The following is a 26,736-nucleotide window of genomic DNA, read 5'->3' on the forward strand; positions in this document are numbered from 1 at the left end:
TTTTTTTACCTTCATGATTTTCTTTTACTTTTCAGCCTTCGTTAACGAATAAGGTTGACTGTTCCATAGGGTTTAACATGTCCGTCGCCATTATCAGACCCTTCCCAAATTTGGTCGTTGAGAAATTTAGCTTTAATGTGCCAAATATAGGTTCCGGCAGGCATGGGTTTACCTTTGTAGGTTCCGTCCCATCCTTCTGCCGGTTCACCGTTTGGTGTCAGTTTATCGCTTTCCCATAACAATGTTCCCCACGAACTGAATATTTGAATCTGATAGCTCTTTAAATGAATGCCTTTGGGTAAAAAGATATTGGTGCCCGGAGCATCACTATTGGGAGCAAATGAATTAGGTACATAAAGACCTGATGTAAGGTCGTAAGTAGAAGTAGCCGAATCAGAGCACTGGTATTGACTTGTGGCAACCAGTAAAATATGGAAAACGCCGACGGATGAATATTGATACAACGGATTTTCTTCGGTAGATGTTCCGCCGTCACCAAAATCCCAAAAATACGTACTGGCTCCTGTGGAAGTATTGTTCATTAATACTTGTCCTGTAACCCCGTTTGCATTGGGAGTAAAGGTGAAAGAGGCATTTGGAACGGGATAAACCTCTACCGGTTGGGAGGCGGTATCTTTACAATTGTGTTGATCGGTTACAATCAGTTGTGCCGGAAAAGTTCCTGTAGAATCATATACATGTGTTGGGTTTTGTAAAGATGACGTGTTTAAATAGGAGTTAGGATCATTAAAAGTCCACTGCCATTGACTGATGGGAGCATCAAAGGTTGTTGTGGAATCCGTGAAATAAACGACTTGTCCCGCACAGGCCGGACTATATGAGAAACCTGCTATCGGTGGTTTGTAAACAAGAATGGATGAGTCATATTCTTGGCTAAATAATGTATTGTTGACATTTGCCGTTACCCGGAGTGTAACCAGGTAATTGCCCGGTTTGTTGTAAGTGTGCGGTATCGAGTCGGTAAAAGTATTGTAAGTGGTTTGGTTTCCATCGCCAAAATCCCAGTACCATTCGGTGATATTTCCGGTGGTGCCATACAAAACCGTTTGGTCTCTGAAGTAAATCGGATTGTTGGCACAACCTGTACCTGTGTTTGCTGTGTAAAATACATTTAAACAAGTATGTCTCTCAACAGGTTTGGTAATAGAATCGATACATCCGTTAAAGTTTGTAACGACAAGTTTTACCTGATAAACACTGTCTTGTGAGAGATATAAATGATTGGGATTTTGCTCGTCGGAATAATTTTCTGTTCCGGATGAGACATCTCCGAAATCCCATTTCCATGCACTGATGAAGTTGCCATTTCCCTGTGAAGAATCCACAAAGTAAGTGGGCTGATCACAGGCCGGCGTTGTGAAGATAAAATTCGGAGTGGGCAAAGAATCAACAATGGCTTCACGTGAAATAGTGATAGAACAACCATTGGTGTCTGTAGCAGAAAGCGTTACCTGATAAGTTCCCGGACGGGGGAAGCGATGGCTGATGGTGTCATGAAATGTGGTGAATTGCTCACTTCCATCATTGAAATCCCAAGTGTATTGGGCTATGGAGTCTGATGATGGCGAATAAGAGGCCTTGAAAAAAGTACGCTGGTTAAAGCAAACGGTTGGTGCCGTAAAATTGATCGTTAAGCTATCGCGAAGACATACCCGAACGGTATCCGTATTTGAACAGCTGTTGGTATCGGTTACAGTAAGCGTGACTTGATAACAGGAGTCAAAATCAGGAAAACGATAAGTTGGATTTTGCAAATAAGAGGAATCACTTTGGAAGAAATTCCACTGATACAGAATAATCGGACTTTTGCTGCTGCTTCGTTTCGATGTGTCTGTAAAATAAACCTCGGTAGCCGGGTCGCACGACTGCTGAAAAATGAATCCGGGTTGAGGTTTGTCGAAAACATTTACATAATGAAAAACAGTATCGGCACATCCAAAATTATTGGTTGTGATCAATTGAACTTTATACCCGTTTACCGACGTAAACCGGTGTGCCGGATTTTGTAATGATGATTGATTTGTCGTGGACGCCGTGTCACCAAAATCCCATTGCCATTGGGATATGTAACCTACAGGACAGAGTGTTTTGTCTGTAAATAGGGTAGAATCGCCAATACAGCTTTTTCCAATACTAAAATCAGCTTGGGGTGGGGCAATGATAAATACTTTGTGGGATACGATGGATTCGCAGCCCTTTAAACTCGTTGTTCGCAGGGTAACGGTGTATAGTCCTGGCGCCGGGTATTTATATACCGGATTTTGAAATGAAGAGCTGTCTCCGTTTCCGAAATCCCATTCCCAGGAAGTGATGTCTTTACCTGTTGCATAAAAATAGGCATTCTCTCCAAAGCAAATAGAATCGTTCAGGAGGGTAAAGTCTACCGGTGGTACAGAATCAACAACAACCTCCCTCAAAGCGGTGTCTGTACAGCCATCCAGATTGGTAACAATTAATCGGACATTAAATGTATCAGGATGGCTCATAATGTGTGTAGGATTTTGTAAATCCGATTCATTGTCGATACCCGATATGGGGTCTCCAAAGTTCCAGTTCCATCCAGACAAAGCAGAACCGCCATCTTGGGTGGATGAATCGGTAAAGGAAATGGGAGCATAGTAACAGGTGTCATTAAAAGTGAAGTTGGCCAATGGCTTATGATGAACCGTAATTTGTTTTGTAATGCTGCGCTCAAAACCAAAAGAACTAATGGTAAGCAAAGTGACATTATAGGTGGTTTGTGCCAGATAAATATGTTTTGCATTGGCACTGTCCGGGTCATGAACGATCAAACTGTCGCCATCGCCAAAATACCATTTCCAGGTGGTGATAACGCCCACCGGAGTAGTCGTTTTATCCGTGAAAAATGTGGTATCGTTCATACACGCAGGCGAAAGGGAAAAATCGGGTGAAGGAAGTGAGTCAAAAATGATAATATGAGTGGCTGAATTGCGGCAACCTTCGTTGGATGTAACCGAAAGGGTGGCGTAATATTGTCCAACGGGTTGATACAAATGTTCTGGGTTTTGAAGCGTTGATGTATCTCCATCGCCAAAACTCCAGTTCCATTCAGTAATGTAACCATTGGGAACAGAAGACTGATCCCAAAAACAGGTTGTATCCCCCTGACACCAGATATTGAAAGTAAAATCAGTTAACGGTTGGGGCTTGACGTAAATAGTGTGCGAAACACTGCTTGTACAGCCATTGGTATTGGTTACGGTTAATGTAACGGTGTAAGTGCCAGATGTTGAATAGTGGTAAGTGGGGTTTTGGTATTGTGAAGTGTCTCCATTTCCAAAATCCCAGTGCCAGATGCTGATATCGGTAGCGATGCCGTAAAACGAAACATCTTCTCCCGGACAAACGGAATCTTTCGATATTGTAAATTCTACAGTCGGTAAAGTGTCTCTTACAACAGGTTTTATTGTGGTATCTGAACATCCATCGGCATTTCTTATGATAAGTTGTACCGGATAGGTACCGGGTAAGCTGAAAATATGCGTCGGGTTTTGTAGAACGGAAGAGTCGGCGGCACCGGAAAGTGTATCACTAAAGTCCCAATTCCAGGATGTGATAGCAGAACCTCCCTCAAGAGAAGATTGATCGGTAAAAGTTGTCGGTAGCGTATAACAGGTGTCATTAAAAGTAAAATCGGCCAGTGGTTTGGGAACCACAGTTATATTTTTTGTGATACTGCGTTCGTATCCTTCAGAGTTAATGGCCAATAATGTTACCGGATAAATGGTTTTTACACGGTAAATGTGTTTCACATTTGGATTGTCGGGACTGTGAATGATCAGGCTGTCGCCATCGCCAAAATACCATTTCCAGGTGGTAATCGTTCCTACCGGTGTAGTTGTTGAATCTGTAAAATAAGTTGTATCATTTAAACATACTGCAGAAACCGTAAAATCGGGTGCCGGTAAAGGTTCAACATGGACAATCTTTGTAAGCGAATTGGGACAAAAACCTCCGGAAATGATAGAAAGCGTAACGGAATACTGACCGGTATCGCTGTATTGATGAGTCGGATTCTGAATATTGGAAGTGTCTCCGTCACCAAAATCCCAGTGCCAGGAGGTTACAGGAGCAAGAGTAGTGTCGACGGTTGCTGTAAATTGTAAATTATCGGTTGTTGCTGCCGGTTCCACACTCCAGCTAAAATCCATGGCCGGTAAAGAGTTTACCTTTTGTATGAGCGTATCGTTGTTAGCACACTCGTTGCTGTCGACAATGTGTAAAATAACCTGATACGATCCGGTGTCGGCGTATAAATGGGCAGGATTTTGTACTGTGTCAAAAGTTCCGTCACCAAAATCCCATTGCCAACTGTTGATATAGGGTTCCATTCCCGAAGAGCCAAAAAATTGGGCGGGAACAACAATACATGACGGATTATGATCACTGGCTGCATATACAGTAGGCAAAGCGTGAATAACAATTGTCTTTACAATGGAATCGGTACAGGTAACACCCGAAGAATCTGCTGTAACCACTAATTTAACATTTACCGTAATTCCGGGGGTAAAAGTGTGAGAAACAATCGGACCGGTGGCGGTATCTCCATCACCGTAATTCCATTCCCATTTGACCAGATTATAATTAGGAGAAGCCGTGGATGCATCAGTAAACTGAATGGTACTACAGCCGGTATAAACATACGTGAAGTCCGCTGTTGTGCTACACTGTCCCCACACACCCAGAGATAGCAGTGTCAATAGAAATAAAAAAGTAAATTTTCTCATTCGTGAATACTTACAATTTTAGGCAATAAAATTATATAATTAACGAAGAGATAAGCGGTTTGATTGTCTAAAATTGCCGAATTATTTTTCAGCTTGCCGGGAAGCGAAATCTTCTAAAATCTTTTCTAATTGATTTACAGAAAATTGCTTCGCTATAATGTGCTTGTTTTTATCGAGTAAAAAAAGCTGGGGAGTCCCGTGAATATCGTATAGTTTGGTAAAATCGCCCTGCAGCGTACGCGTTCCGTTTACGTTAATCCACGGCAAATGACGATTCCTGACAGCCTCTTTCCATGCTTTTAAATCGGGATTAATACATATTCCGTAAACGGCAAGATCGTATTTTTTGGCCAGTTTCGGATACAGCGGAACCAGTTCGGCCAGTTGCCGTTTGCAGATGTGGCATTTATAGTCCCAGAAAAACAGTAGCGTAAACTTTTTCCGGATGTCGTAAAACGAAACAAAACGACCGGATGTATCCTGCAAAATGAGCAAAGGTGCCGGTTTTCCAAGCAACAGGGGCTTGATTTTGGCAGCCCGGTCTTTCAGCAGTTTCAATACGGAAGGTGAAGTGTTGGCAATGGGTTCTTTGGCAAAATACTGATCGACCATGTGCACGAAAACCTTGTCGAAGCCCATGTATTTCGGGTTTTGGTATTCTACCGTAAAATACCATACGAGATAACTTACACATTCTTTATTAGGGCGAGCCATGGCAATGACACGGTCGATGGCACGGTCCACCGAATCGGGCTCGAACGGGACAAATTGCCTGAAATAAGTTTTGATTTTCTGGTCGTAAACCGGACTGCGCAATAACCGCGAATCGCTCAAATCAAAGTTGTCCCAGAAATGTTTTTGCAGGTAATGAAAGGCAAAAAGCGAATCTTCCGGATGGGGATTTTTAGGCGGGGTAACCGGTTCCATGGCTTTAAAAAGCTTGGCCACAAAAGTCCCCGGATGATTCTGAATAAGTTTTCTCCTTTCTTGGTTATTCTGCTGCCGCAGGGCTGTGATTTCTTCCTGCAGCTTTTTGTATTGCGGACTGTTTTTCGGCGTTTTCTTCTGCTCATTTCGCAGTTTTATCACCTGATGGTAAATTTTGTCGCTTGCCTGGAGATAGTGGAAAAAGGCTTTGTTTTCAGGCGAGCCGTAAGCTTTCAGGTGCATGGAAATATTTGCCGTATCGGTAACCAGTTTAAAATGCTGGTTTTTGTTTATCAGAAACTCAAACAGCTTTGCTTTTTTGGGGCTGACGGCCATATACACACCGCCGGGCAAAGGCTTTTTTCCTTCCAAAACAAAATTTCCGGGAGTTTTGGCATGTGCCGTATCCACCAGCCTGATTTTGTCGCCGTAATACGAAGCAAGCAACAAAGTGGTATCCCGCGAGCCTTTGATTTGAATGTTAATTTTATATCCCTGCTGCGCAAAAGCCGGAACCACCAGCACCCATGAAAAAAGTATGATCCAAAGCCGTTTCATTTTCCCCAATTTTGAACGACAAAGGTAGGAGAAATCGCGGATGGTTGAAAAAAGCCGGTGCTTTATTTTTCGTGTTCCAGTACATACCGGGCGTCCAGCAGCAGCATGGAATCAACTGGGATATTTCTTTGTTTTGCTTTTTCCCGAATAAGGTTCATCCAGTTTTTATCCTTTTTTATCCGGCGGATGATTTTGCTGAGTGTTTCTTTTTCAGAGATTTTCTGGGGAGTTTTTTCGGGTAAACCTTTCAAGGCATCATTGTAATCGGGCGTGCTGATCAGATTTTTAAATTGTGCCGACGGATGAATTCTTCCAAAAGAATTGAACCAGGCAGCCCGGGTCATCGAATCCCAGTGAATGGACCCGTAATAATATTGTACATTGTAAAAAGTCCCGAGCAAGACCGATGCCCCGAACAATACGGAAAAAATGTAATCCAACGGTTTTTTCAGCCTCAGGATACTTTCTGTAAAAGCAGCCAGCGGCAGCGCCATAAAAGGATAGATATCAATCAGTTCGCGCTGGCCGAGACTGCCGCCGTACCACCAGCACCACCACGATGAAACCACATAAAGATATACTATCAGCAACGACAACACAGGCAGAAAAAAAGATTTGTATTTTTTATACAGGAAATAAATTCCGATTACCGCAAAAATCATCACCGGTGTATAAACAAACCATCCTTTGCGAAAGCTGAACAGCACATTAACGATTTGCGGATGCAGGAAAAAGAATCCTTCTTTACCGTAAGAATAATAAATCCAGTGCCCGGTAACGGTTTTCCAATATACAAACTGCGGAAGCAACACCAGGAAACCCATTATTACCATCAGCAAAAGCCGGGATTTCGTATTCCAAAACAGCAGTAATCTGTTTTTCAGGGTTTCCACATCTTTCACCTGAAACAGAATAAAAAACAGAATAAAAAGCACATTCACCGGACGAATCAGCGTAAGCAAACCGGTAACGGCGCCCAGCAAAACCGTGATAAACACCGACGGCTTTTGATACCACAAAATAGTCAGATAAATAAAAACGGAAGCGAGAAAAAAGGTGTAAACATGCGACATGCCCGGCTCAAACGTACTGTACCAAAACAAGTTGGTTCCCAGCCCGAGCGAAAGTACAATGATGCCGGTAACGGTTTCTGTAAAAAACCGCCGAAGGACTTTTGCAAGAAACAACAAGCCAAGCATCAGGTAAAACAGCCCGGCAACCACAATGGCAAACCGGTATGGAAGCGAATAGCCTCCTGTGTTGTAACCGAGATGCCCGGCAACGGCATTGGCAACAAAAAAGAACGGCGACACCATTACCGAAACCCCCATGGTCATTTTAAAAACGTAGTTTCCGGTAGCTGTTTTTTGTGCCCAGATAACAAAATGTTTTTCCCCGTTGTAATGGTCTTTGAACTTTAAAGTAATGTCATGATAAATGAAAGCAGCCGGCAGGTATCCGTAATAATCAATTACATCCCACTGAATAACCCTGTCGGGCGAACGCCATATCTTTCCGCCGAAATCGGAAAAAAGTGTTATGGCCAGCACGATCAGCATACACCACCGGACAAAATGCTTTCTCATCAGCTTCAAATTTTTCCAAAAATACGATTACTTTCCTGTACCGGAAAGCATAACAGCTTCCAGATCGTCAAAATAAATATCTTTTTTCCCCCGGTTCCAAAGGTAAATGAGCAGTTGATCGGCATTACCAACCAAAGTGGTGTCCACCGCATAATAAACGGTAACGGTGTTCCACCGGTTAATCCGGAATGTTCGTTTTTCCGGGGGACGGTTAAAATCGTAAGCATAATAACGAAGGGCTTTTTTGCCGTTTTGCAGGCTGATGACCAGCGACGACGGCGTTTGTGCCAGCGGATGAACAGGATATACCTGCACGGTTACTTTCAGCGTATCGCATTTTGCTTTTTTCAGTGTGGCTGCCGGAATGGAAATTACCGGGGAAAACCGGATAAGGCTGTCCATTTTTAAAGAATAATGCCCGCTGAAAGCATGGCTGTCCGAATAAAATCTGCCTTTTTTGTCTTGTTTGTTTTCAAAATCCAACACAATTTTCCGGTGTTCCGGCAACACACGGTTTCCTTTTTGGAAAATGTAAACCGCATAATCGTATCCGCCCAGTACCCGAAACGGAACCTGTGGTTTAAAAACACGCAACAACTGCAAACCGCTGTCGTTCAGCAACTGATAAAGCGGCGTATTCCCTTCGTTGGGGCCAAAATGGGCGTCCCATACAATGAGGCTGCTGTCGGGCAATGCACCGGAAATGTTTTGGTGCCGCGGCAACCTTTCCTGTACCCGGCGATTGTCAAACGGGTCGATACCCAGTTTGAAAGGAACAAAATTGGAGAAGTAATATATTTTATGCTTGTCGAGTTTGTTTTCATGAATATAACGACAGGCCTGAGCAAGAATTTGTTCGGGCCGGCTTAAATGAAAATTTTGTTTGTACCGGGTGCTTCCGAAATAGACAATCCAGCCAAAAAAGAAAAACAAAACGACGAAAACCGTTTTCCGGAATTTTTGAAAGGGACGAATAATCCAATTTAAACCAGACAGGGCAGTAACGGCAGCCAGCGGTGTAACAGCTGCGATGACCCGGATTAATCCGAGAGAATTGCCGATACCTTTCCACCAGACGTAGGAATGGGCAGCCAGGTATAGCAAAAAGCTGCCGGGAACAAGCAACAGGAAATAGAACCGCCGGTTGAGGGCAAACCGGTCTTTTTTTATCCATATCCACAACGACGCAAAAAATCCGACAAGAAAAAGGATGGCTATCGGATACCCCAAAATGTTATTCGTCTGAAAAATAAAATGGAACAAACGGCCATGACCATAAATGGCTTCCGTTCCGCCGCGGTAAGGCATGTTTTTGATCAGCCAGAAAAAACTTCCGTAAAACGGCCATCCGGCAAAGCTGAACAGTACAAATCCACTCAGGAAAAAAGGAAGTGCTTTTCCCTGCTTTTTTAAAACAAATGCCAGCAGAAACAACGGGAACAAAACCACACTTTCGGTTCTTATCAACGGCAAAAACGAGAGTACCACCGCCGAAAGGATGTATTTTTTATCGAAAAAAAGATACAACGCCAATATCAGGAAAAGACTGAAGGTAACTTCGGTGAGCACCGCAAACATCGAAATAAAATAGATGGGGGTAAAAAGTACCAGCAAAACCACCAGCCAGCTGTTGGCAAAATCCAGTCGCCGCGAAAGTTTCCAGGCCAGCAGGGCGGTCAGCATTCCGGCCAGCACATTATAAAGCCGGGCAAAATTTACGCCGAGTTGGGCAAAAGGCGACACAAGAAGGGTAAATACCGGCTTGCCCCATTCGTCGAAAAGCAGTTTCGGATATTTCCATCCCCACCGGGCCAGCCTGAAGTGCGTAAAATGGTCGCCACCGCCAAAACTGTTTTGCGTATGAAAAACCACGACCACCGCCGACAGAAAAAAGATAGCCAGCAGGATAAAAACAAGTGTTTGTTCTTTATGGTCGTCTTTACGCATGGTTTTGTCGTGCCGTCAGGTGATTATTGAAAAGTTTTCCGGTCGAACAAATTGTATTTCAGCACACACCAAATGGCACGAAAACCATCCCGCCAGTCGATTTTTTTACCTTCTTTGTAAGTTCGTCCGTAATAGGAAATGCCGACTTCGTAAATTCTGATATCGGGAACCCGGGCCATTTTAGCGGTTACTTCCGGCTCAAAACCAAAACGGTTTTCTTTTAACAGCAACGATTTGAGTATGCCGGCACGAAACAGTTTATATCCGGTTTCCATATCGGTCAGGTTCAGATTGGTAAACATGTTGGAAAGTGTGGTGAGCAGTTTATTGCCGATGGAATGCCAGAAAAACAAAATCCGGTGCGGCTCGCCCCCCATAAAACGCGAACCGTAAACCACATCGGCAAATCCGTCCAGTACCGGTTTGAGCAGCGTGTTGTAATCTTCCGGATTGTATTCGGTATCGGCATCCTGAACCACAATAAAATCGCCGGTGGCAACAGTAATGCCCCGGCGGATGGCGGCACCCTTTCCGAGGTTTACATCCTGCCTCACAATTTTAATATTTTCTTCGGGATGTGCTTTCCGGAAAGTTTCGGCGAGCGAAACCGTATCGTCCGTAGAAGCATCATCCACCACAATAATTTCCCGTTTTAAATGGTTAATGATCGTAACGGAGATTATCTTTTTTAAAATAATTTCGATGGTGTTGGCTTCGTTAAAAGCAGGAATAATGATGGATAAAGTTTTTTCCATATCAGGTTTCATAGAAAATATCGAGCAAATATAATAAAACAAGCGCTTGGCGCTTAAATCGTTTAACGCAGTGGTAATTTGAAGTGCTGGCTGAAGAAGGGGGAGTCTTTTTGATCCAAAATGGTTTTGGGGATCTTGGCATTTTTTTAATGAAATCTCAGGTGTAAATGAGAATGGAGAATGGCAACTTTTTATTTGTTCTGGTCCGTTGTTTCTTTCCTGATATTTTTGACGGAAAATCAGTATACGGGGGAAAATATTAAAAAATTGTCGGTAAACGGAATAGAAAACAATTAATTTAGCATCGATAAATGAAAATGGTTTTGCATAAAAAGAGTTTGTTTTTTTTCTGGATTATTGGTGCTGTGGTCTTTTTTTCATGCCGCGCTCCTTTACCTCCCAAGCAAAGATCGGTAAACTGTGGAGCGGAGAAACGGACTGTTGATAAAAAGAATTTTTATGCCCAAAATGATTCTTCTGTTCTTTTTGGCGGAGGTGAATTGCAAACGGATAAGGAAGCCCATCATGGAAAATATTCGGTGATGACGTTTCCGTCAAAAGTGTTTGCTTTTACAATACATTTTAAGCCGGTGGTTGGCGACAGCTATTTTCAGGTTTCCGTATGGCGCAAAGGCAAAAACAGTAAATATGGTGCTTTGGTGGCCTCGGCTAAGAATTCGAAGACATTTTACCTTGCATCGACCGAGCCGGTAGCTAAAGGCAAAAACGGATGGGAGAAATTGGAGCTGAATTTTTTTGTTCCGCCTACTTTTTCGGGAAAACAATTGTTGTTTTACGTGTGGAATAATAGTGGTCGGGATACGATCTACTTTGATGATCTGAAAATTCATTATCAGCTAAAGAAAAAATATCCCCATTTTACAGAAAAGCCTTTGGTGTTGGTTTTTGATACTTCTCAGTTCGTAAAACTGGAAAGGATCAGGGAACGAGCTTTCGAAAATGGCATATTGCAAACAACACCAAACGATTGGGTAAAAGCCATTGTTTTTGGTGATGGGAAGATCATGAAGGCAAAAGTGCGTTTAAAAGGCGACTGGCTTGATCATTTACAAGGCGACAAATGGTCGTTTCGGATCAAACTCAAGAAACATTATGCCTGGAACCATTTGCGAACTTTTTCCATACAAACACCCGAAGCACGTGATTACCTGATGGAGTGGGTTTCGCACCGGTTTTATGAAAGCCAGGATATCCTGACCACCCGATATGGTTTTGTTCCCCTTATTCTTAACGAACGGTCTTTAGGATTATATGCCTGGGAAGAGCATTTTGTAAAGCAACTGGTTGAATCCAGAAAACGGCGCGAAGGTCCGATTGTAAAATTTTCGGAAGATGCTTTCTGGCAAATGCAGAAAATGGCAATAGCAACCGGGAAATGGCCCTGGTATCCTTGTTTTCAGGCAGCGGTTATTGAGCCGTTTAAAAAGTCGAAAACCATGCGGGATAAAGTCTTGCATAAAGAGTTCCTGAATGCATCCCGCCTTATGCGGCAATATAAATTTTCGTTGCAGCCGGCTTCCAACATTTTTGATTTGGAGGCGCTGGCAAAATATTATGCCATGCTTGAGATTACCCATGCCCGCCATGGTATGCGATGGCATAACCAGCGTTTTTATTACAATCCCATAACAGACCGGTTAGAACCGATTGCTTATGACGGGTACACCGGACATTTCCGTCCTGATCTTACCATTCATGATAATTATCTTTATCAGGCTTTTGATGATAAAGTGGAAGATCCTCCGGATGAATTAATGATGTACCGGCTGTTTCACGATGCTGTTTTTCGAAAAAGGTATTGGCATTATCTGAGAAGATTTTCACAGGAAACTTTTGTGGATTCTGTTTTAGCTGCAGCGCATCATCAGATTGTGATGTACGATTCGTTGATTCATAGAGAGTTTCCGTTGGCAGTATACGACACCAATTTCTTTCGTAAAAGTGCAGCGCAGGTTCGTCAATATTTACCCGCTTTAAAAGCTTTTGTGGATAAAAAGTTGAATGATCCTGCGTTTCATCTCCGGCAGCAGCAGTCTGTTGCTAACGACACGGCTGTTTTTGAAAATACCCCCGATTATTTTGTCAATGCTTACATTCAACGGAAACGGAATGATTCTGCTCTTTTGCATATCGAAAACTATTTTCCGCGAAATATTATTTTGTTGGGAACCGGCAGGAAAGCCCGGTATGCCGATTTTCATTTTATCCGAATGCCAAAAATACAGGCGTATCACGATGGCCATGCGGATACGCTGAACATCTGGGCGGATACGCTTGCCCGGTATTTGTTTTTTATGATTAAGGGACATTCGGAAACCTATGTCGCTCCTGTCCGTCCTTGGCCTGTTCCCCGCGGGTTGACTCCCCGGCAGGAGTTGATGAAAAAGGTGAATTTAAAACGGCCGGTTTTTGCTAAAGTGACCGGAAAAAATATTTATATCAAAACCGGAAAAACGGTAGTGAATTATCCGGTAGTTATTCCCAAAGGTTATGTTGTGCATTTTACAAAAGGAACGACGTTAGACTTTGTGCAACATGGTCTTTTCCTCTCTTATTCACCGGTGGTAATGAAAGGAACGCGGGAGGAACCGGTGATCATAATGTCTTCCGATTCTACAGCAGAAGGCTTTACGCTTTTGCAAGCCAAAGGCATTTCCGTAATTCAGAATGTACGGTTCAGTCATCTCAATACGCTCGATTATAAAACCTGGCAGCTCACGGGTGCGGTTACTTTTTATGAATCAAATGTGCATCTGAAAAATGTGCTGCTCAATAATAACCAATGCGAAGATGGTATTAATATGGTCCGGTCGCAATTTACTTTGGAAAATACACGTTTTGTAAATACCTACAGCGATGCATTTGATTCGGATTTTAGCAGCGGGCTGGTGCAGAATTGTGCTTTTTACAAGGTGGGTAATGATGCGCTGGATCTTTCCGGAAGCCAGATCAGGATTGATTCGGTATATGCAAATCAGGTGAACGATAAAGGGATCAGTGGGGGCGAAGCTTCTCATCTGGTGGTGAGTAACGTGGTGATAAATCATGCAAATATTGGGATGGCTTCCAAGGACCTTTCTGATTTGAAAGTTTCTGATAGCTATATTTCTAATTGCCGTTACGGATTAATATTATTGCAGAAAAAGGCGGAATATGGCCCGGCTACCATGGAAATAAATAACATAAAAATTAGCCATACCCTTACTCACTGGATGATTGAAAAAGGGTCGGTCATAAAATGGGATGGCAAAACGTTGTTGGGTAAAGAAAAAAACCTGGATAAATTGTTTTATTGAATTTTATAATTTAGCCAAAAAAGATACGCATGAACGATAAGTGGAACCTGTTTCAGAAATTTCTGATTACACAAAATCAAAATCTTTCGATTACTGAATTTTTGATAAACTCAGCTGTTATTATCATTTTGATACTGGCACTGGAATATACTTATATCCGTTGTGCCCGGAGCATTTCGAACCGGCGACAGTTTGCGGGCGTTTTTTTACTTATTGCCTTTACTACAATGCTCATTATTACGATTGTAAAATCGTCCTTGGCTTTGTCGTTGGGTTTGGTAGGCGCACTTTCCATTGTGCGGTTCCGTGCAGCGATCAAAGAGCCGGAAGAACTGGCTTATTTGTTTCTGGCCATCTCTATCGGGCTTGGATTAGGGGCCAACCAAACGCTGATCACCGCTGTGGCAACCGCTGTGGCGCTGGTGATTATCTGGGGAAGACATCTTTTTCGTTATAAAAAAACCTATCAAAATGTTCATTTGAATTTTTCTGCAAAAGCAGGAGATGCCGAGTTAAAAGAGGTAACTGCTCTGGTGCAGGAAGTTTTTGGGAAATATGTCCTTACCCGTTATGATGAAAATGGTCAGGTAATGGAAGCTTCGTTCGTCATTGATACGCCAAATGCAGAAAAATTACAGACCTTTAAAGAGAAGGCGGATAAGTTTGGGAAAGCGTTGCGTATTTCTTTTGTGGAGAGTAAATCTTTTTAATCTACGAATGCCATCTTATGTTTTTCCCCGAATTTGATTTGAAGAATAGCCGCTATGAGCGAAAATATCTGATTAGTGATATGCAACGGGCTGCCGTACAGCAGCAAATCCGGCTTCATCCGGCATCTTTCAGCCCGATCTTTTATCCACGTTATATTAACAACATTTATCTTGATACCGCCGGACTGGATGCTTTTTATGAAAATCTGGCAGGGCACGGAAAGCGAAAAAAAGCCCGGATACGTTGGTATGGCGATATGATGGGGAAAGTGTCAAAACCCGTTTTGGAATTTAAAATTAAAGAGGGGATGCTGGGAAACAAACTTCTGTTTCCATTGCAGCCTTTTGAAATGGATGAAAATTTTAATGCGGAAATGTTGCGGGATGTTTTCCTGCATTCCTCTTTGCCTGACTGGGCATTGGAATCGGTGCTGAAACAAAAACCATCTCTTGTAAATCGATACAAACGAACGTACTATGCAACATTTGATGGTAAATTCAGGCTGACATTGGATGAAGAACTCAGCTATTTTGCTGTGGGACCGGCTCCCAATTATTTTCTGGAAAAGTATGTAAGCCGCGATTTGGTGGTAGAGCTAAAATACGCTTACGCTGATTACCGTGAAGCAGTAAGTATTGCCGATTTTCTTCCTTTCCGGTTGACAAAAAGTTCGAAATATGTTACTGGCATCGGAATGATTTTTTCGATACCGGTTTGACACTTGAAAAATACGGTGTGCGCTATCCCTGTTTTTCGCTTTCAGGAAAATGATGATCACAAAGTAAAATGAAAAAAAGTTCTCCCTTTACCCTTTTTATTGTGCAAGCTTTGATCCGGTATCGGGCGAAAGCGTATCCGCAGGAAATCTTTTGGAAATCCGGATTTGATAAATGGCTTCCCCGTTTTCCGGATTTTCAAAAACCGGTTTCTTTTGCATCGAGTATCCCGGAAAACGATGAAACAACTTGTTTTCGGTACGTTTAAAGAGAGCATCTGTATTTTTCTGCAAATAAAGATAAACCGGTTTTCCGGAAACGGCAATGCTGTCCGGGTTAAACGGTTTTCCCCAGTATTTTAGCGAATTGTCCCATGTAAAATACTGATATGTATCCGGATAAAGTTTATTCAGCTTTTCTCTCGCCCCGGGCCAGTTTTTTCCGGCCACGCAAAAACTGTACATCACGGCATAAGCCTGAAACGGACATCCGTAATCCTGCGATACAATAATTTTGTAACTGTCAGAAGGCAGCGTTTTTACAAAAGCAGCCGTTTTTTCCCGTGCTGCCATTTGTGCACCGATGTATTTGGAAGTATAACGGGCTTCCGGCACCATTTTTGCCAACCGGAAACCAAGTATCAGCATCAGGAAAACCGGAAAGAAAACCGTTACAACTTTCTTTTTGAAAAAAGTTGCCAGCATTTCCAAATCCATGATTAAAATAAACGGGAAAAACAACAATGCCGGAACAAAATAACGCATCTGATAATGTTTTCCCATGATGAAAATCATTCCGAGAAAGGCAACCGTCAGCCCTAGGCCGATGCGGAAAAGAGGTTCTTTTGATTTTTTAAGGACAAGAAAAACCACCAGCAGGCCGGCCAAAACGAAGAAAGCAATAAAAAACAGTTTTTGGGCGACAAAAAGCGTTTGCAGATTTTTCACAAACAGTCCCGTATCCAAAATGTGGCTGCTGCCCGTCTGATAAGCACCGCTGTGCACAAAAATACCGGTCATCCAACGGCGGAATTTCCCAAACTGAAATAATACCGGAAGCGCCAATACAAAAAAGAAAACCACCGTCAGTAAAAGATATTTCAGCTTGTTTCTTTTTTTGCGGATCAAAAACAGGGGAACCAGCAAAAACGGAATAAAAGTCATTTTTAATGCCATGCCGAAAGCCACGGCAAATGCGTACGGAACAACATATTCTTTTCCGTTTTTCTTGTCTGAATACATTTCGCTGAAAAATAGTGCGATAAGAATAAAAACCGGAATTACGAACAACAGCTCGGGATAAATCCGTCCGATAATGTCGTACCAGATTTTCAGCAGGAAAGGAGCCGTTTGAACCGACAGAGCATACACCACATTGCCGGTAATTTTCAAAACCGTTTTCCCAAGCCAAAGTAAAAAAGCAGCAATTACAAGCGTTATCATCAAATTGGCCACCGAGAGATACAAATCCGAATGTAAGATGACATCCTGAAAATAAGCCAGTTTATGTGGCCTGAAAAAATATACCGATTTAAATACAATGGCTAAAAGAAATTGCAGCGGACTGCCGGGATGGTCGATATTGGCCTGGCCGAATTTTCCGACGGAAATACACAACCCACTCAAAAAATGCAGATAATCCGGGTCAACCGAACGCAACGACAAATTCCCGAATATCTGCCGGAAATAAAATCCCAGCAAAAGATAAAGGACAGGAAAAAAGTAGAGCAAATTTCGGTATCGGTTTTTCATAAATTTGGATAATGGACTTCTTTCAAAGAAAAAAGATTGCTATTTTCTGACAAATTTAGAAAAAGATTGCCGTTTTAACCCTATTAAAACAACAAAGCCTGCCAAATAAGGTGACAGGCTTTGTTATCGAAGAAAGATAATCCTAATAATATGTCGGACGCAGAACTCCGCCAATAAGCTTGGCTACCCGGATAACCTGAATGGCATAACCAAATTCGTTATCGTACCAAACATAAATGGTGATGGTTTTTTTATCCTGCGAGATTTTGGTTGCCGGGCTGTCGAAAATAGCGGTGGCCGGTTCGCCTACAAAATCAGAAGAAACCGCATCGTTAGAAGTGGAATACTTGATCTGCCGTACCAGGTCACCTTCGAGCGATGCCTTCCGCATGAGTTCGTTCACCTCTTCTATTGACGTTTCCCGTTTCAGTTCCAGAGTCATAATCACCAGCGAAACATTGGGGGTGGGCACGCGGATGGCGTTGCCGGTAAGTTTCCCTTTCAACGATGGGATGGCTTTGGATACCGCACTGGCAGCACCGGTTTCGGTAATGACAAGATTGAGTGGGGCGCCTCTTCCCCGGCGGTATTTTTTATGGAAGTTGTCCAGCAGGTTCTGGTCGTTGGTGTACGAATGAACGGTTTCGAGATGACCTTTTTCAATGCCGAAATGTTTTTCGATGAGCCACAAAACCGGCGTGGCGGCATTGGTGGTACACGAAGCAGCTGAAAAAACCCGTTCGTTTTTCACTTCCACCTCTTTGTCGTTTATTCCGTACACGATGTTGGGAATGTCACCTTTTCCGGGGGCCGTCAGCAGTACTTTGTCCACGCCTTTGGCTTTCAGATGCCGGCTTAGTCCTTCCCTGTCGCGGAAAACGCCGGTGTTGTCAATCAGAATAGCATTTTCGATGCCATATTCGGTATAATCAAGCTCTTCGGGATTGGAAGCGGCCAGCATTAGCACTTTATGGCCGTTGATGTAGATGGTTTTTTCTTCGAGATTTTCGATGGCTACCCCCCGGAACGGACCGTGTACCGAGTCGTGCCGGAAAAGAGAAGCTCTTTTGATGATGTGCAAATCGTCGTTGCCGCGGGTCACTATGGCACGAACCCGCAACTGGTTTCCGTTGCCCTGGATGATAAGCTGCCGGGCCAGCAAACGACCGATACGTCCAAATCCGTAAAGAATAACATCGCGCGGTTTAAAGGGTTTTATTTTCGACTTCTTAAGGTGTTTGAGCTTGTAATTGATAAAGTCTTCTTCGTCCAGAAAGTTTTTCCGCTCTTCGAGCCACTCGCGGTTTAACCGGCCAATATCGATACGCGACTGACCGATGTCGGAATGCAGAATGGCTTTGGCCAGCTTGAGCGAATCTTTGATGTGCAACGGGCGGTCGATAATGTTTTCGGCATACGAATGCTTATACAAAATCACACTGGCACTCCGGTCGATTAACTGATCGCGAAACAACGCCAGCTCAATGGATTTGTCGTAAAACAATTTGTACACCACACTGATGAACTCATTGGCCAGTTTTTCCTGATATGACCAGTCGTTCAGGGAACTTTCGTAGTTCCCGTTCATGTCTTTTTTTGGGGTCATTGTCCATTAAAATTTAAAAAAGGTGAGTATTTAAGAAATAAGCTGTCGGACAAATATACGGGATTTTTTCTCAAACTCAGGAAAAAGAAGAACAGAATAATTAGTGGAAAAATGAAAAAAGGCATCTCCGCAGAGATGCCTTTTTAAGATACTGGTTCAATAATTTTTATTGTCCAAGATAAGCTTTCAGCAACCGGCTGCGGGAGGTGTGCCGCAGACGCCGGATGGCTTTTTCTTTAATTTGCCGCACCCTTTCCCGGGTGAGGTCAAACTTGGCACCAATTTCTTCCAGCGTTAGTCCGTGATTCATCCCGATACCATAATACAGGTTAATCACATCGCGCTCTTTTTCACTCAAAGTAGAGAGTGAACGTTCAATTTCTCTTCGCAGCGATTCCTGCATCAACTCTTCATCGGTACTTTTTGAATCTTCGGGAGACATCAGATCGATCAGGGTAGTGTCTTCGTCCGGAATCACGGGAGCATCCATGGATACCGAACGGGTAGAGATCTTCAGCGCCGAGTCGATCTTGTCTTCCGGCAACTCCATCTCTTTGGCAATTTCACTGGCTGACGGGGGACGTTCATATTCCTGTTCCAGTTTGTTGCTGATCTTTTTGATTTTGTTCAGCGAACCGACCTGGTTCAGGGGAAGTCTTACAATTCTGGATTGTTCAGCCAATGCCTGTAAAATGGATTGCCGAATCCACCATACCGCATAAGAGATGAATTTAAAACCGCGGGTTTCATCAAACCGGCGGGCGGCCTTGATAAGTCCCACGTTTCCCTCATTAATTAAATCGGGTAAACTCAGCCCCTGGTTTTGGTATTGTTTGGCTACCGAAACCACAAACCGGAGATTGGCATTTACCAGTTTTTCCAGTGCTTTTTCGTCGCCTGCTTTGATCCGCCGTGCCAGTTCTACTTCTTCTTCGGCCGTAATGAGTTCCTCACGACCAATTTCCTGAAGATATTTGTCTAAGGAAGCTGTGTTCCTATTGGTAATTGATTTTACTATTTTAAGCTGTCTCATAATGGTTTAGTTCGTTTTAGATTTGTATTTACGTGAATTGTTGTGAAAAGTTTCGCAATTTATTTAAAAAAATTCTAAATTGTTTTTACGGAACAAATTCGAAAGAGATACGCATCCCGTTAGGATAAATACCGCTTACTTTAATGGTATTATGTCTGCTTTCAGAAATGGCTTTTTCCAGTTGGTCTTTATTGTTCACCTCGCGTCCGTTGACATCGGTAATAATAAATCCTTTGGAAATGCCTCCGCGTTGCAGAATACCATTGTTAATATTTACAACGACCAATCCGTGATCCAGATTGAGATTGCTCAAATCGCTTTCATCGGCTTGTTTGAGCATGGCTCCCAATGTGGCGTTGTAAAATGGTTTTCCGGCTTTGATAACACCGGTTGTCCCGTTTTTATTTTCTAAGGTTACTTTTACTGTTTCTTCTTTTCCGTGATGGGTAATATTGACCGATACCACGTCGCCCGGGCTGTATTGTCCGATAATACCCATTAACTCTGATACGTTATTTACCGGGTGATTGTCGATGGTCGTAATCACATCTCCTTTTCGTATTCCGGCTTTGGCCGCTCCGCTTCCGTCAACCACACCGGCAATATACACCCCGTTAAGATTTTTCAGGTGTTTTTCTTTGGCAAACGCTGCATCAATGTCGCGTATCTGGACGCCAAGGTATGCCCGTTGAATCTGGCCGTAATTCATCAGGTCATTAACTACTTTGCGTACCAGGTTCACCGGAATGGCAAAAGAATAGCCTTCGTAAGCTCCGGTTTGTGAAGCAATGGCCGCATTGATTCCCACAAGCTGACCTTTGGTATTGACCAAAGCGCCTCCGCTGTTTCCCGGATTGACGGCTGCATCGGTTTGGATAAAGGATTCAATGGCACTTTTTCCACCTAAAATGTGGATGTCGCGGGCTTTCGCACTCACAATTCCCGCTGTGACCGTGGATGTAAGATTGAACGGGTTTCCTACGGCCAGTACCCATTGGCCTACTTTCAGATCATCCGAATTTCCATAAGTCAGGTATGGGAGGTCTTTGGCATTGACCTTAATAAGTGCCAGATCGGTAGAGGGCGATGTGCCAATAATTTTGGCTTCCATTTCGCGTTTGTCGTTAAATGTGACAATAATTTTGTCTGCCCCGGCCACTACGTGATTGTTGGTCACAATATAGCCGTTGGGCGAAATCACTACGCCCGAGCCAAAGGCAATCAATGCTTCCTGGGGTTGCCGGTAAAAATATCCGTGCAATGAACCAAAAAAGTTATCGTAATATTGTGGCTTGACGCCGATGATGGTTTTGATATGCACGACAGCATTTACTGATTTGGCAGCGGCTTTGGTGAAGTCAAAATTTTGTGGTACCGGTGCCGAATAAGCAGTTTGTACCACAGGTGTCGGTGTAGGATTTTGTTGTACTACAATAGGACGGGGTTCGTCTTTCCAGATGAAAAAAAAGACGATGAGTAAAATAACAAGGGTTCCTGTTGCGGCTCCTATGAAACTTTTCATGAATGTTTTCATCTTTCGTTCTTTTGTTGTTTTAAAAGCATATTATCTTTGTTGTCTGATTAAAGATAACGTAAACTTTCTTATTTCTTGTTTTTAAAGATGTTAATCTTTGTTAATCAGACATATTCAAAGAAAAAAGTACATCAAAAACCTTTCCAAAACAGATGGGAAAATTCGTTTTTAACAAATATTAATGACTATGCTTCTTCATTTTTATAAGTTTCAGGCCAACGGAAACGATTTCGTGATTATTGACGAGCACGAGAATTCTTTTCCCGGTGATGAAAAAACAATTGCCCGGCTCTGCCACCGACAGTTTGGCATAGGAGCTGACGGACTGATGGTGATGCGTTTCTCGGAAAAATATGATTTTTTAATGCAGTATTTTAATGCGGATGGTAAACCGGCTGAAATGTGTGGAAACGGAGGAAGAAGTATTGCTGCGTTGGCGTATTTCCGTGAAGTGGCCGGAAAAATCATGCGTTTTGAAGCGGCTGATGGTGTACATGATGCCCGGATTGAAAAAGAAATATCCCGTCGGCTTTTTGATGTCTCTCTTAAAATGCAGGATGTGCATGAAATTAAAGAATGGTCTGATGGATGGTTTCTCAATACCGGCGTGCCGCATTGGGTTCATTTTGTGGATGATCTGGATGCCGTGGATGTTGAAAAACAAGGGCGTGCTTTACGTTATGATGAACGCTTTATGCCTGCCGGAACCAATGTGAATTTTGTAAAGATTGAAAAAGAACAGCTCTCTGTAAGAACGTATGAACGGGGAGTGGAAGGGGAGACCCTTTCGTGTGGAACCGGAGTGACGGCTTCCGTATTGGCTGCTTTTTTAAAGACAGGGAAGAAAATTTCCAGCGTTCGTACCCGTGGTGGCGATTTTCAGGTTACGTTTGAACAAATAGATGAAGGTTTCCAAAATGTTTGGTTGCGTGGACCTGCCGAAAAGGTTTTTGAAGGGACAATCGTAATTTAAAACACCGGTTTGTTTACCGGACTCTGATTCGCGTTCCGGCTGCTGCTTGATAATGATGCGGAAAATTATTCATGTCAAGAAGCTTGTTTAAACGAATGCCGTACAATTGTGAAATTCCCCAAAGCGATTCTCCTTCTTTTACAATGTGATATTTATAGCCTTTTTGTGCTCTGGAAGCCTTTTTCTGCAAATAAAGCAGCTCGCCCGGATGAATGATATCTGATTTTTTCAGGTCGTTGTACGAAAGCAACCGGTGCAACCGGATCTCAAATTCGCTGGCAATCTTTTTGAACGTATCTCCTCGTTTGACAACAATTACTCTCCGGTTGTTGTTTTCCAGTATCGGACGGCCAAACTGGCTGGTGCCGATTTTGGGGAAAGAAGCGATTTGTGGCGTAGCATAACGCAATGCTTTCCTTTTGCTGTGGCGATGGTGATGTTTTCGCTTTAATCCTTCCTTATCATATTTGTAAAGATGATACTTTTGAATGTAATGAATGAGCAATTCGGGATACCGCGGATTGGTGGCATAGCCTGCCCGTTTTAATCCGTAAGCCCAGGATCGGTAGTCGGTAATAGGATATTTAAACAAGAAAGCATACCGGGATCCTTTTCTGAGAAATTTTGAGTGATCGCGGTAAGAAGCTTCGGCACTTTTGTATTTTCTGAAACAGTCGTGTTTGGTATCATCGGCGACATGAATAGTCGGTCCCTTCCATCCGTTATGACATTTTATTCCGAAATGATTGTTGGCTTTCCGGGCTAAAATACTATTCCCGCTTCCTGATTCCAGAATTCCCTGTGCCAGGGTAATGGAAGCCGGAATTTTATAGGTCTTCATATCCTTGATAGCGATGTCTTTATACTTTTTGATGTATTCTTTGGTAGTCATTTTCCTGTGCTGGGCATATGCCGGGGACAGGAAAAGGAAAGAGAAAAGGATAACTAAAGCCCGAATGAAATATGTTTTTTTTCCGTTCATCTGATGAACAAATTTAACGGAAAGAAAGCTTTTTTATTGAGTAGTTTCCGGCATTTGTTCACAAAAAATTGTTAGCGGAAGAATTCAGGGAGTTTGTTGCAGTTTTTTGGCTGTTAAACGGTCCGGGAAAATCCAAAAAAGTGGCTGCCACCGGGTTTTCCCTTCCGGATCGGTTCGCCGGGCCACCGGGGCAATGCCTTTTACAATTTTAGTGAATTTCAGGGTTTTGGGGTCGATTTCCCATTCTTCTAAAAAACGTAACCGTACAATGTCTTTTAAATTGATATGCGAAACGATGAGGGTATCTTTTAAGGCGTAAGGAGGCTGGGTTTCTCTCACTTTAACGGCAAGGGTATCTGATAATATATGAGCAACGGCCGATTTGCTGATGGGCTGAAAAAAATAATCGTAAGCTTGATATTTGCCCGAAAGGGCTCCTTCGATGATCATTCTTACCAGTTTTTCCCGCTGTGGTCCTTCAATGTTTTGAATCCACCAGTCGTAGTTTGGATTCGGGCTCTTTATATTTACATCATATTGAATTCTTGGAGTGATACGCTCTTTTTGCTGCGAATGGCACGAACTCATGACCAGTAAAACGGAAAGAACTCCGCTAAAAAGAAAGCATAACAAAATATATTTCTTCATATGTCTTATTTGAGGTATCTTTGATGCAAAGAACGAAGGTATGAAAAAAATTGTATTCACTGCTTGGCTTTTATTTTTATTGCTAACGTTACAAGCACAGACTATTCCTGCTGAACGCCGGGTGAATTGGAAAGATATCATACAGGAGTACACTTTTAAAGTACCCCAAAATGAAGTAAATATTTTAGATTACGGCGGGGTAGCCGATGGAAAAACAGATAATTCAGAAGCTTTGAAACAGGCGATAACTTCTTTTCAAAACGGGGCCGGAACGGTTTTTTTTCCTGCCGGTATTTATCTTTTTAGCAAGTCGGTGGTGTTGCCGGATAGCATTCAGTTAAAAGGTGCCGGTTCGGATGCCACGGTGTTGAAATTTAACTTAGGCGGACAACCGGATAATGGAATTAATATTACCGGAACTGCCGAGAACCATTTTGTTCGCTTAAAAGCGGGTTATTCGTTTGGAAGTGCTGAGTTGGTATCTGATTCCGCTTTTTATTTTCAGCCGGGTGACTGGGTTGAAATCGTGGAAGATAACGGAAGCTGGAATACAGTTCCTGCCGACTGGGCGGTAAATTTGGTGGGACAAATTACCCGGATAAAATCAATTTCTAATGATACTTTGTTATTGGAGAGTCCTTTACGTATTACCTATACCGATAGTCTGAATCCGCGAATACAAAAGATTACTCCGGTGAAAAATGTGGGACTTTCCTGTTTGAAGCTGGTCCGTGTGGACAAACCGACCACTGCTGGCGGGTTTAATGTGTACATGGATTATGTGGTGAACAGCCGGATAGCCGGTGTGGAAAGCGATACCAGTTCAGGAAGTCATGTATACATCAGCCGCAGTGCGCAAATCAGGGTGGAAGGCTGTTATTTTCATGATGCATTTGTTTATGATGGAGCGAATACCAATGGTTATGGGGTAACATTGGCTCATCATAGCAGCGGATGTTTGATTGTCAACAATATCTTTTCGCATTTGCGGCATGCCATGATGGTGAAAACCGGGGCCAACGGGAATGTATTTGCCTATAATTATTCACGTGATCCGTACAGAACGGAAACTTTTTCCGATTTGTCGGGCGATATTTCACTCCACGGCCATTATCCTTTTGCCAATCTTTTTGAAGGAAACATTGTTCAGAATATTATTATTGACCATACCTGGGGACCATCCGGACCGCGGAACACTTTTTTCCGGAACCGGGCTGAGTTGTGGGGTATTATCATGACGGAAAGTGATGCTGCCGAAACGGATGATCAGAATTTTGTGGGAAATGAATGTACAGATAACAGCTTTTATCATGGTCAGTTTGTGTTAACCGGAAAAGATCATTTTGTTTATGCCAACAATATTTTGGGTACGCTGGTTCCTGATTCATCCGGTGACTTGCCGGATTCATCGTATTACCTGACCGGGAAACCTGATTTTTGGACCGCTGATGAAACCTGGCCGGATATCGGTCCGCCCAACCGGTTGGGCGCAGGAATAATTCCGGCAAAACAGCGTTATGAAAAAGGAGATTTGTTGACGGTGTGTCCGGAAGCCGTGACTGCTGTGGGAAATCTTTTTTCAGAAGATAAAGGATGGAAAGTAATCCCCAATCCGGTACGTGACCATTTGGTGATTACTGCACCTTCGGGTGTTAAAACCGGTTCTTTTGATGTGCGTATATATGATGTGCAAGGGAAACTTTTCTTTGCAAAAGTTTATCAGAAAACGCAGGTGACGGTTACGTTGGATAAAAATATTCCGGCCGGGATTTATTTGCTGGAAATCCGTTCGGAAGAAGGCCGTTTCCTGAAAAAAATAGTTTTACAGCGATAAAAAACAGAAACACATGAAAATAAAGCAGCCCACGTTGCTTGTCGATGTAGAAAAAGTTCGGCAAAATATCCGGAAGATGAAACAAAAAGCTGATATTTCCGGGGTTGTCTTTCGTCCTCATTTTAAAACACACCAGTCAAAACGTGTGGGAGAGCTTTTCAGAGAAGCGGGTGTGGATAAAATCACGGTTTCTTCGGTTTCGATGGCTATGGAGTTTGCCGGAAATGGCTGGAATGATATTACCATTGCTTTTCCGTTAAACTGGAGAGAGTGGGAAGAGATAAACGACCTGGCGAAACGTGTCAAATTGAATGTCTTGGTGGAAAGTGCTTTTGTGGCCGAAATACTGGCTCGTAAAGCAACAGCCCCTCTTGGTGTTTTTATAAAAATAGATACGGGATATCATCGTACAGGAATTTTGCCGGATCATTATTTGGAAATAGAATCTGTTTTTTCCGTTTTGGAAACTTCCTCGTTGTTGTCGTTCAAAGGTTTTTTGACCCATGCAGGACATACCTATCATGCCCGTAGTCAGGATGAGATCATGGAAATTAAGGAACAGGCTGCCGGATCTTTGCAAAAACTGAAGGCGAGATATGAGGCGCGTTTCCCGGATTTAATTCTTTCTTATGGAGATACCCCTTCATGCAGTATTGCTGATGACTGTTCGGCTTTTGATGAAATTCGCCCGGGGAACTTTGTTTATTACGATGTGATGCAGTATCATTTGGGGGCGTGCCGGCTTGATGAGGTTGCCGTGGCTGCGGCTTGTCCGGTGGTGGCATTGCATCCTGACCGCTCAGAGATGGTGATTTATGGCGGCGCGGTGCATTTATCCAAAGAGTTTATTGCTGCCGACAAGGGCTTCCGGCTTTATGGATATGTGGCAAAACCGGATGAGCATTTCCGTTGGCAAAAACCAATAGCCGGTGCTTATGTTTCGGATCTGTCGCAGGAACACGGTATTATCCGGCTTCCGGAAAAAAGCCTGAAATCTTTTCGCCCGGGCGATTGGGTAGCGATTTTCCCGGTGCATTCCTGCCTGACAGCCAATTTGCTGAAAAATAATACGGTTTTTGTGTAAGCCTG

At 43.0% G+C, this 26,736-nt stretch carries 17 protein-coding genes; 6 read left to right on the forward strand and 11 right to left on the reverse strand.

From position 1 onward, the window contains the following. Positions 1–41: 41 nt before the first annotated feature. The 5 genes from LA303_RS04690 to LA303_RS04710 form a co-directional block, all read right to left on the reverse strand. A complete protein-coding gene (locus LA303_RS04690; protein ID WP_240526775.1) occupies positions 42–4,769 on the reverse strand; it encodes a PKD domain-containing protein in 4,728 nt (1,575 codons plus the stop codon). A gap of 81 nt (positions 4,770–4,850) precedes the next feature. Then, a complete protein-coding gene (locus LA303_RS04695; RefSeq protein ID WP_240526776.1) occupies positions 4,851–6,254 on the reverse strand; it encodes a TlpA family protein disulfide reductase in 1,404 nt (467 codons plus the stop codon). 62 nt (positions 6,255–6,316) lie between these two features. Beyond that, positions 6,317–7,840 (reverse strand): hypothetical protein, encoded by a 1,524-nt coding sequence (locus LA303_RS04700; protein WP_240526777.1) that lies wholly within the window; start codon positions 7,838–7,840, stop codon positions 6,317–6,319. Between the two features lie 27 nt (positions 7,841–7,867). After that, on the reverse strand, positions 7,868–9,787 hold the full coding sequence (locus tag LA303_RS04705) for an ArnT family glycosyltransferase (RefSeq protein ID WP_240526778.1): 1,920 nt from the start codon (positions 9,785–9,787) through the stop codon (positions 7,868–7,870). A 23-nt stretch (positions 9,788–9,810) separates the two neighbouring features. Beyond that, positions 9,811–10,542: a glycosyltransferase family 2 protein gene (locus LA303_RS04710; protein ID WP_240526779.1), complete on the reverse strand. Its 732-nt coding sequence runs from the start codon at positions 10,540–10,542 to the stop codon at positions 9,811–9,813. A gap of 311 nt (positions 10,543–10,853) precedes the next feature. On the opposite strand from LA303_RS04710, the gene LA303_RS04715 reads away from it, so the two are divergent. Genes LA303_RS04715 through LA303_RS04725 form a run of 3 tightly spaced genes read left to right on the forward strand, consistent with a single transcriptional unit; the run spans position 10,854 to position 15,288 of the window. Further along, positions 10,854–13,859, forward strand: a complete 3,006-nt coding sequence (locus LA303_RS04715) for a right-handed parallel beta-helix repeat-containing protein (protein ID WP_240526780.1) — start codon at positions 10,854–10,856, stop codon at positions 13,857–13,859. A gap of 29 nt (positions 13,860–13,888) precedes the next feature. Continuing rightward, the gene (locus LA303_RS04720; RefSeq protein WP_240526781.1) at positions 13,889–14,569 is read left to right on the forward strand and encodes a DUF4956 domain-containing protein; all 681 of its coding nucleotides are present in this window, start codon (positions 13,889–13,891) and stop codon (positions 14,567–14,569) included. Between the two features lie 17 nt (positions 14,570–14,586). Next, on the forward strand, positions 14,587–15,288 hold the full coding sequence (locus LA303_RS04725) for a polyphosphate polymerase domain-containing protein (RefSeq protein ID WP_240526782.1): 702 nt from the start codon (positions 14,587–14,589) through the stop codon (positions 15,286–15,288). Between the two features lie 96 nt (positions 15,289–15,384). On the opposite strand, the gene LA303_RS04730 is transcribed toward LA303_RS04725, so the two are convergent. The 4 genes from LA303_RS04730 to LA303_RS04745 all read right to left on the reverse strand — a co-directional run bounded on the left by LA303_RS04730 (position 15,385) and on the right by LA303_RS04745 (position 21,198). Beyond that, positions 15,385–17,037, reverse strand: a complete 1,653-nt coding sequence (locus tag LA303_RS04730) for a hypothetical protein (protein WP_240526783.1) — start codon at positions 17,035–17,037, stop codon at positions 15,385–15,387. A 142-nt stretch (positions 17,038–17,179) separates the two neighbouring features. Then, a complete protein-coding gene (locus LA303_RS04735; protein ID WP_240526784.1) occupies positions 17,180–18,643 on the reverse strand; it encodes a glyceraldehyde-3-phosphate dehydrogenase in 1,464 nt (487 codons plus the stop codon). Between the two features lie 166 nt (positions 18,644–18,809). Continuing rightward, positions 18,810–19,676: a sigma-70 family RNA polymerase sigma factor gene (locus LA303_RS04740; protein WP_240526785.1), complete on the reverse strand. Its 867-nt coding sequence runs from the start codon at positions 19,674–19,676 to the stop codon at positions 18,810–18,812. Positions 19,677–19,761: 85 nt separating this feature from the next. Next, a complete protein-coding gene (locus tag LA303_RS04745) occupies positions 19,762–21,198 on the reverse strand; it encodes a trypsin-like peptidase domain-containing protein (protein WP_240526786.1) in 1,437 nt (478 codons plus the stop codon). Between the two features lie 199 nt (positions 21,199–21,397). Between LA303_RS04745 and dapF the strand changes: the two genes are divergently transcribed. Next, on the forward strand, positions 21,398–22,183 hold the full coding sequence (gene dapF / locus LA303_RS04750; RefSeq protein ID WP_240526787.1) for a diaminopimelate epimerase: 786 nt from the start codon (positions 21,398–21,400) through the stop codon (positions 22,181–22,183). Between the two features lie 13 nt (positions 22,184–22,196). On the opposite strand, the gene LA303_RS04755 is transcribed toward dapF, so the two are convergent. Both LA303_RS04755 and LA303_RS04760 read right to left on the reverse strand, forming a co-directional pair. Continuing rightward, positions 22,197–23,165 carry a glucosaminidase domain-containing protein gene (locus tag LA303_RS04755; RefSeq protein WP_240526788.1) on the reverse strand — a complete coding sequence of 323 codons (969 nt, stop codon included), beginning with the start codon at positions 23,163–23,165 and terminating at the stop codon, positions 22,197–22,199. A gap of 84 nt (positions 23,166–23,249) precedes the next feature. Next, positions 23,250–23,813 carry a hypothetical protein gene (locus tag LA303_RS04760; RefSeq protein ID WP_240526789.1) on the reverse strand — a complete coding sequence of 188 codons (564 nt, stop codon included), beginning with the start codon at positions 23,811–23,813 and terminating at the stop codon, positions 23,250–23,252. Positions 23,814–23,853: 40 nt separating this feature from the next. Here LA303_RS04760 and LA303_RS04765 point away from each other — a divergent pair, with 40 nt between their 5' ends. Both LA303_RS04765 and LA303_RS04770 read left to right on the forward strand, forming a co-directional pair. Further along, positions 23,854–25,647: a glycosyl hydrolase family 28-related protein gene (locus LA303_RS04765; protein WP_240526790.1), complete on the forward strand. Its 1,794-nt coding sequence runs from the start codon at positions 23,854–23,856 to the stop codon at positions 25,645–25,647. 13 nt (positions 25,648–25,660) lie between these two features. Next, the gene (locus tag LA303_RS04770) at positions 25,661–26,731 is read left to right on the forward strand and encodes an alanine racemase (protein WP_240526791.1); all 1,071 of its coding nucleotides are present in this window, start codon (positions 25,661–25,663) and stop codon (positions 26,729–26,731) included. The last annotated feature ends 5 nt before the right edge of the window (positions 26,732–26,736 follow it).

The sequence above is a fragment of the Candidatus Sulfidibacterium hydrothermale genome (assembly GCF_020149915.1).
Lineage (GTDB): Bacteria > Bacteroidota > Bacteroidia > Bacteroidales > F082 > Sulfidibacterium > Sulfidibacterium hydrothermale.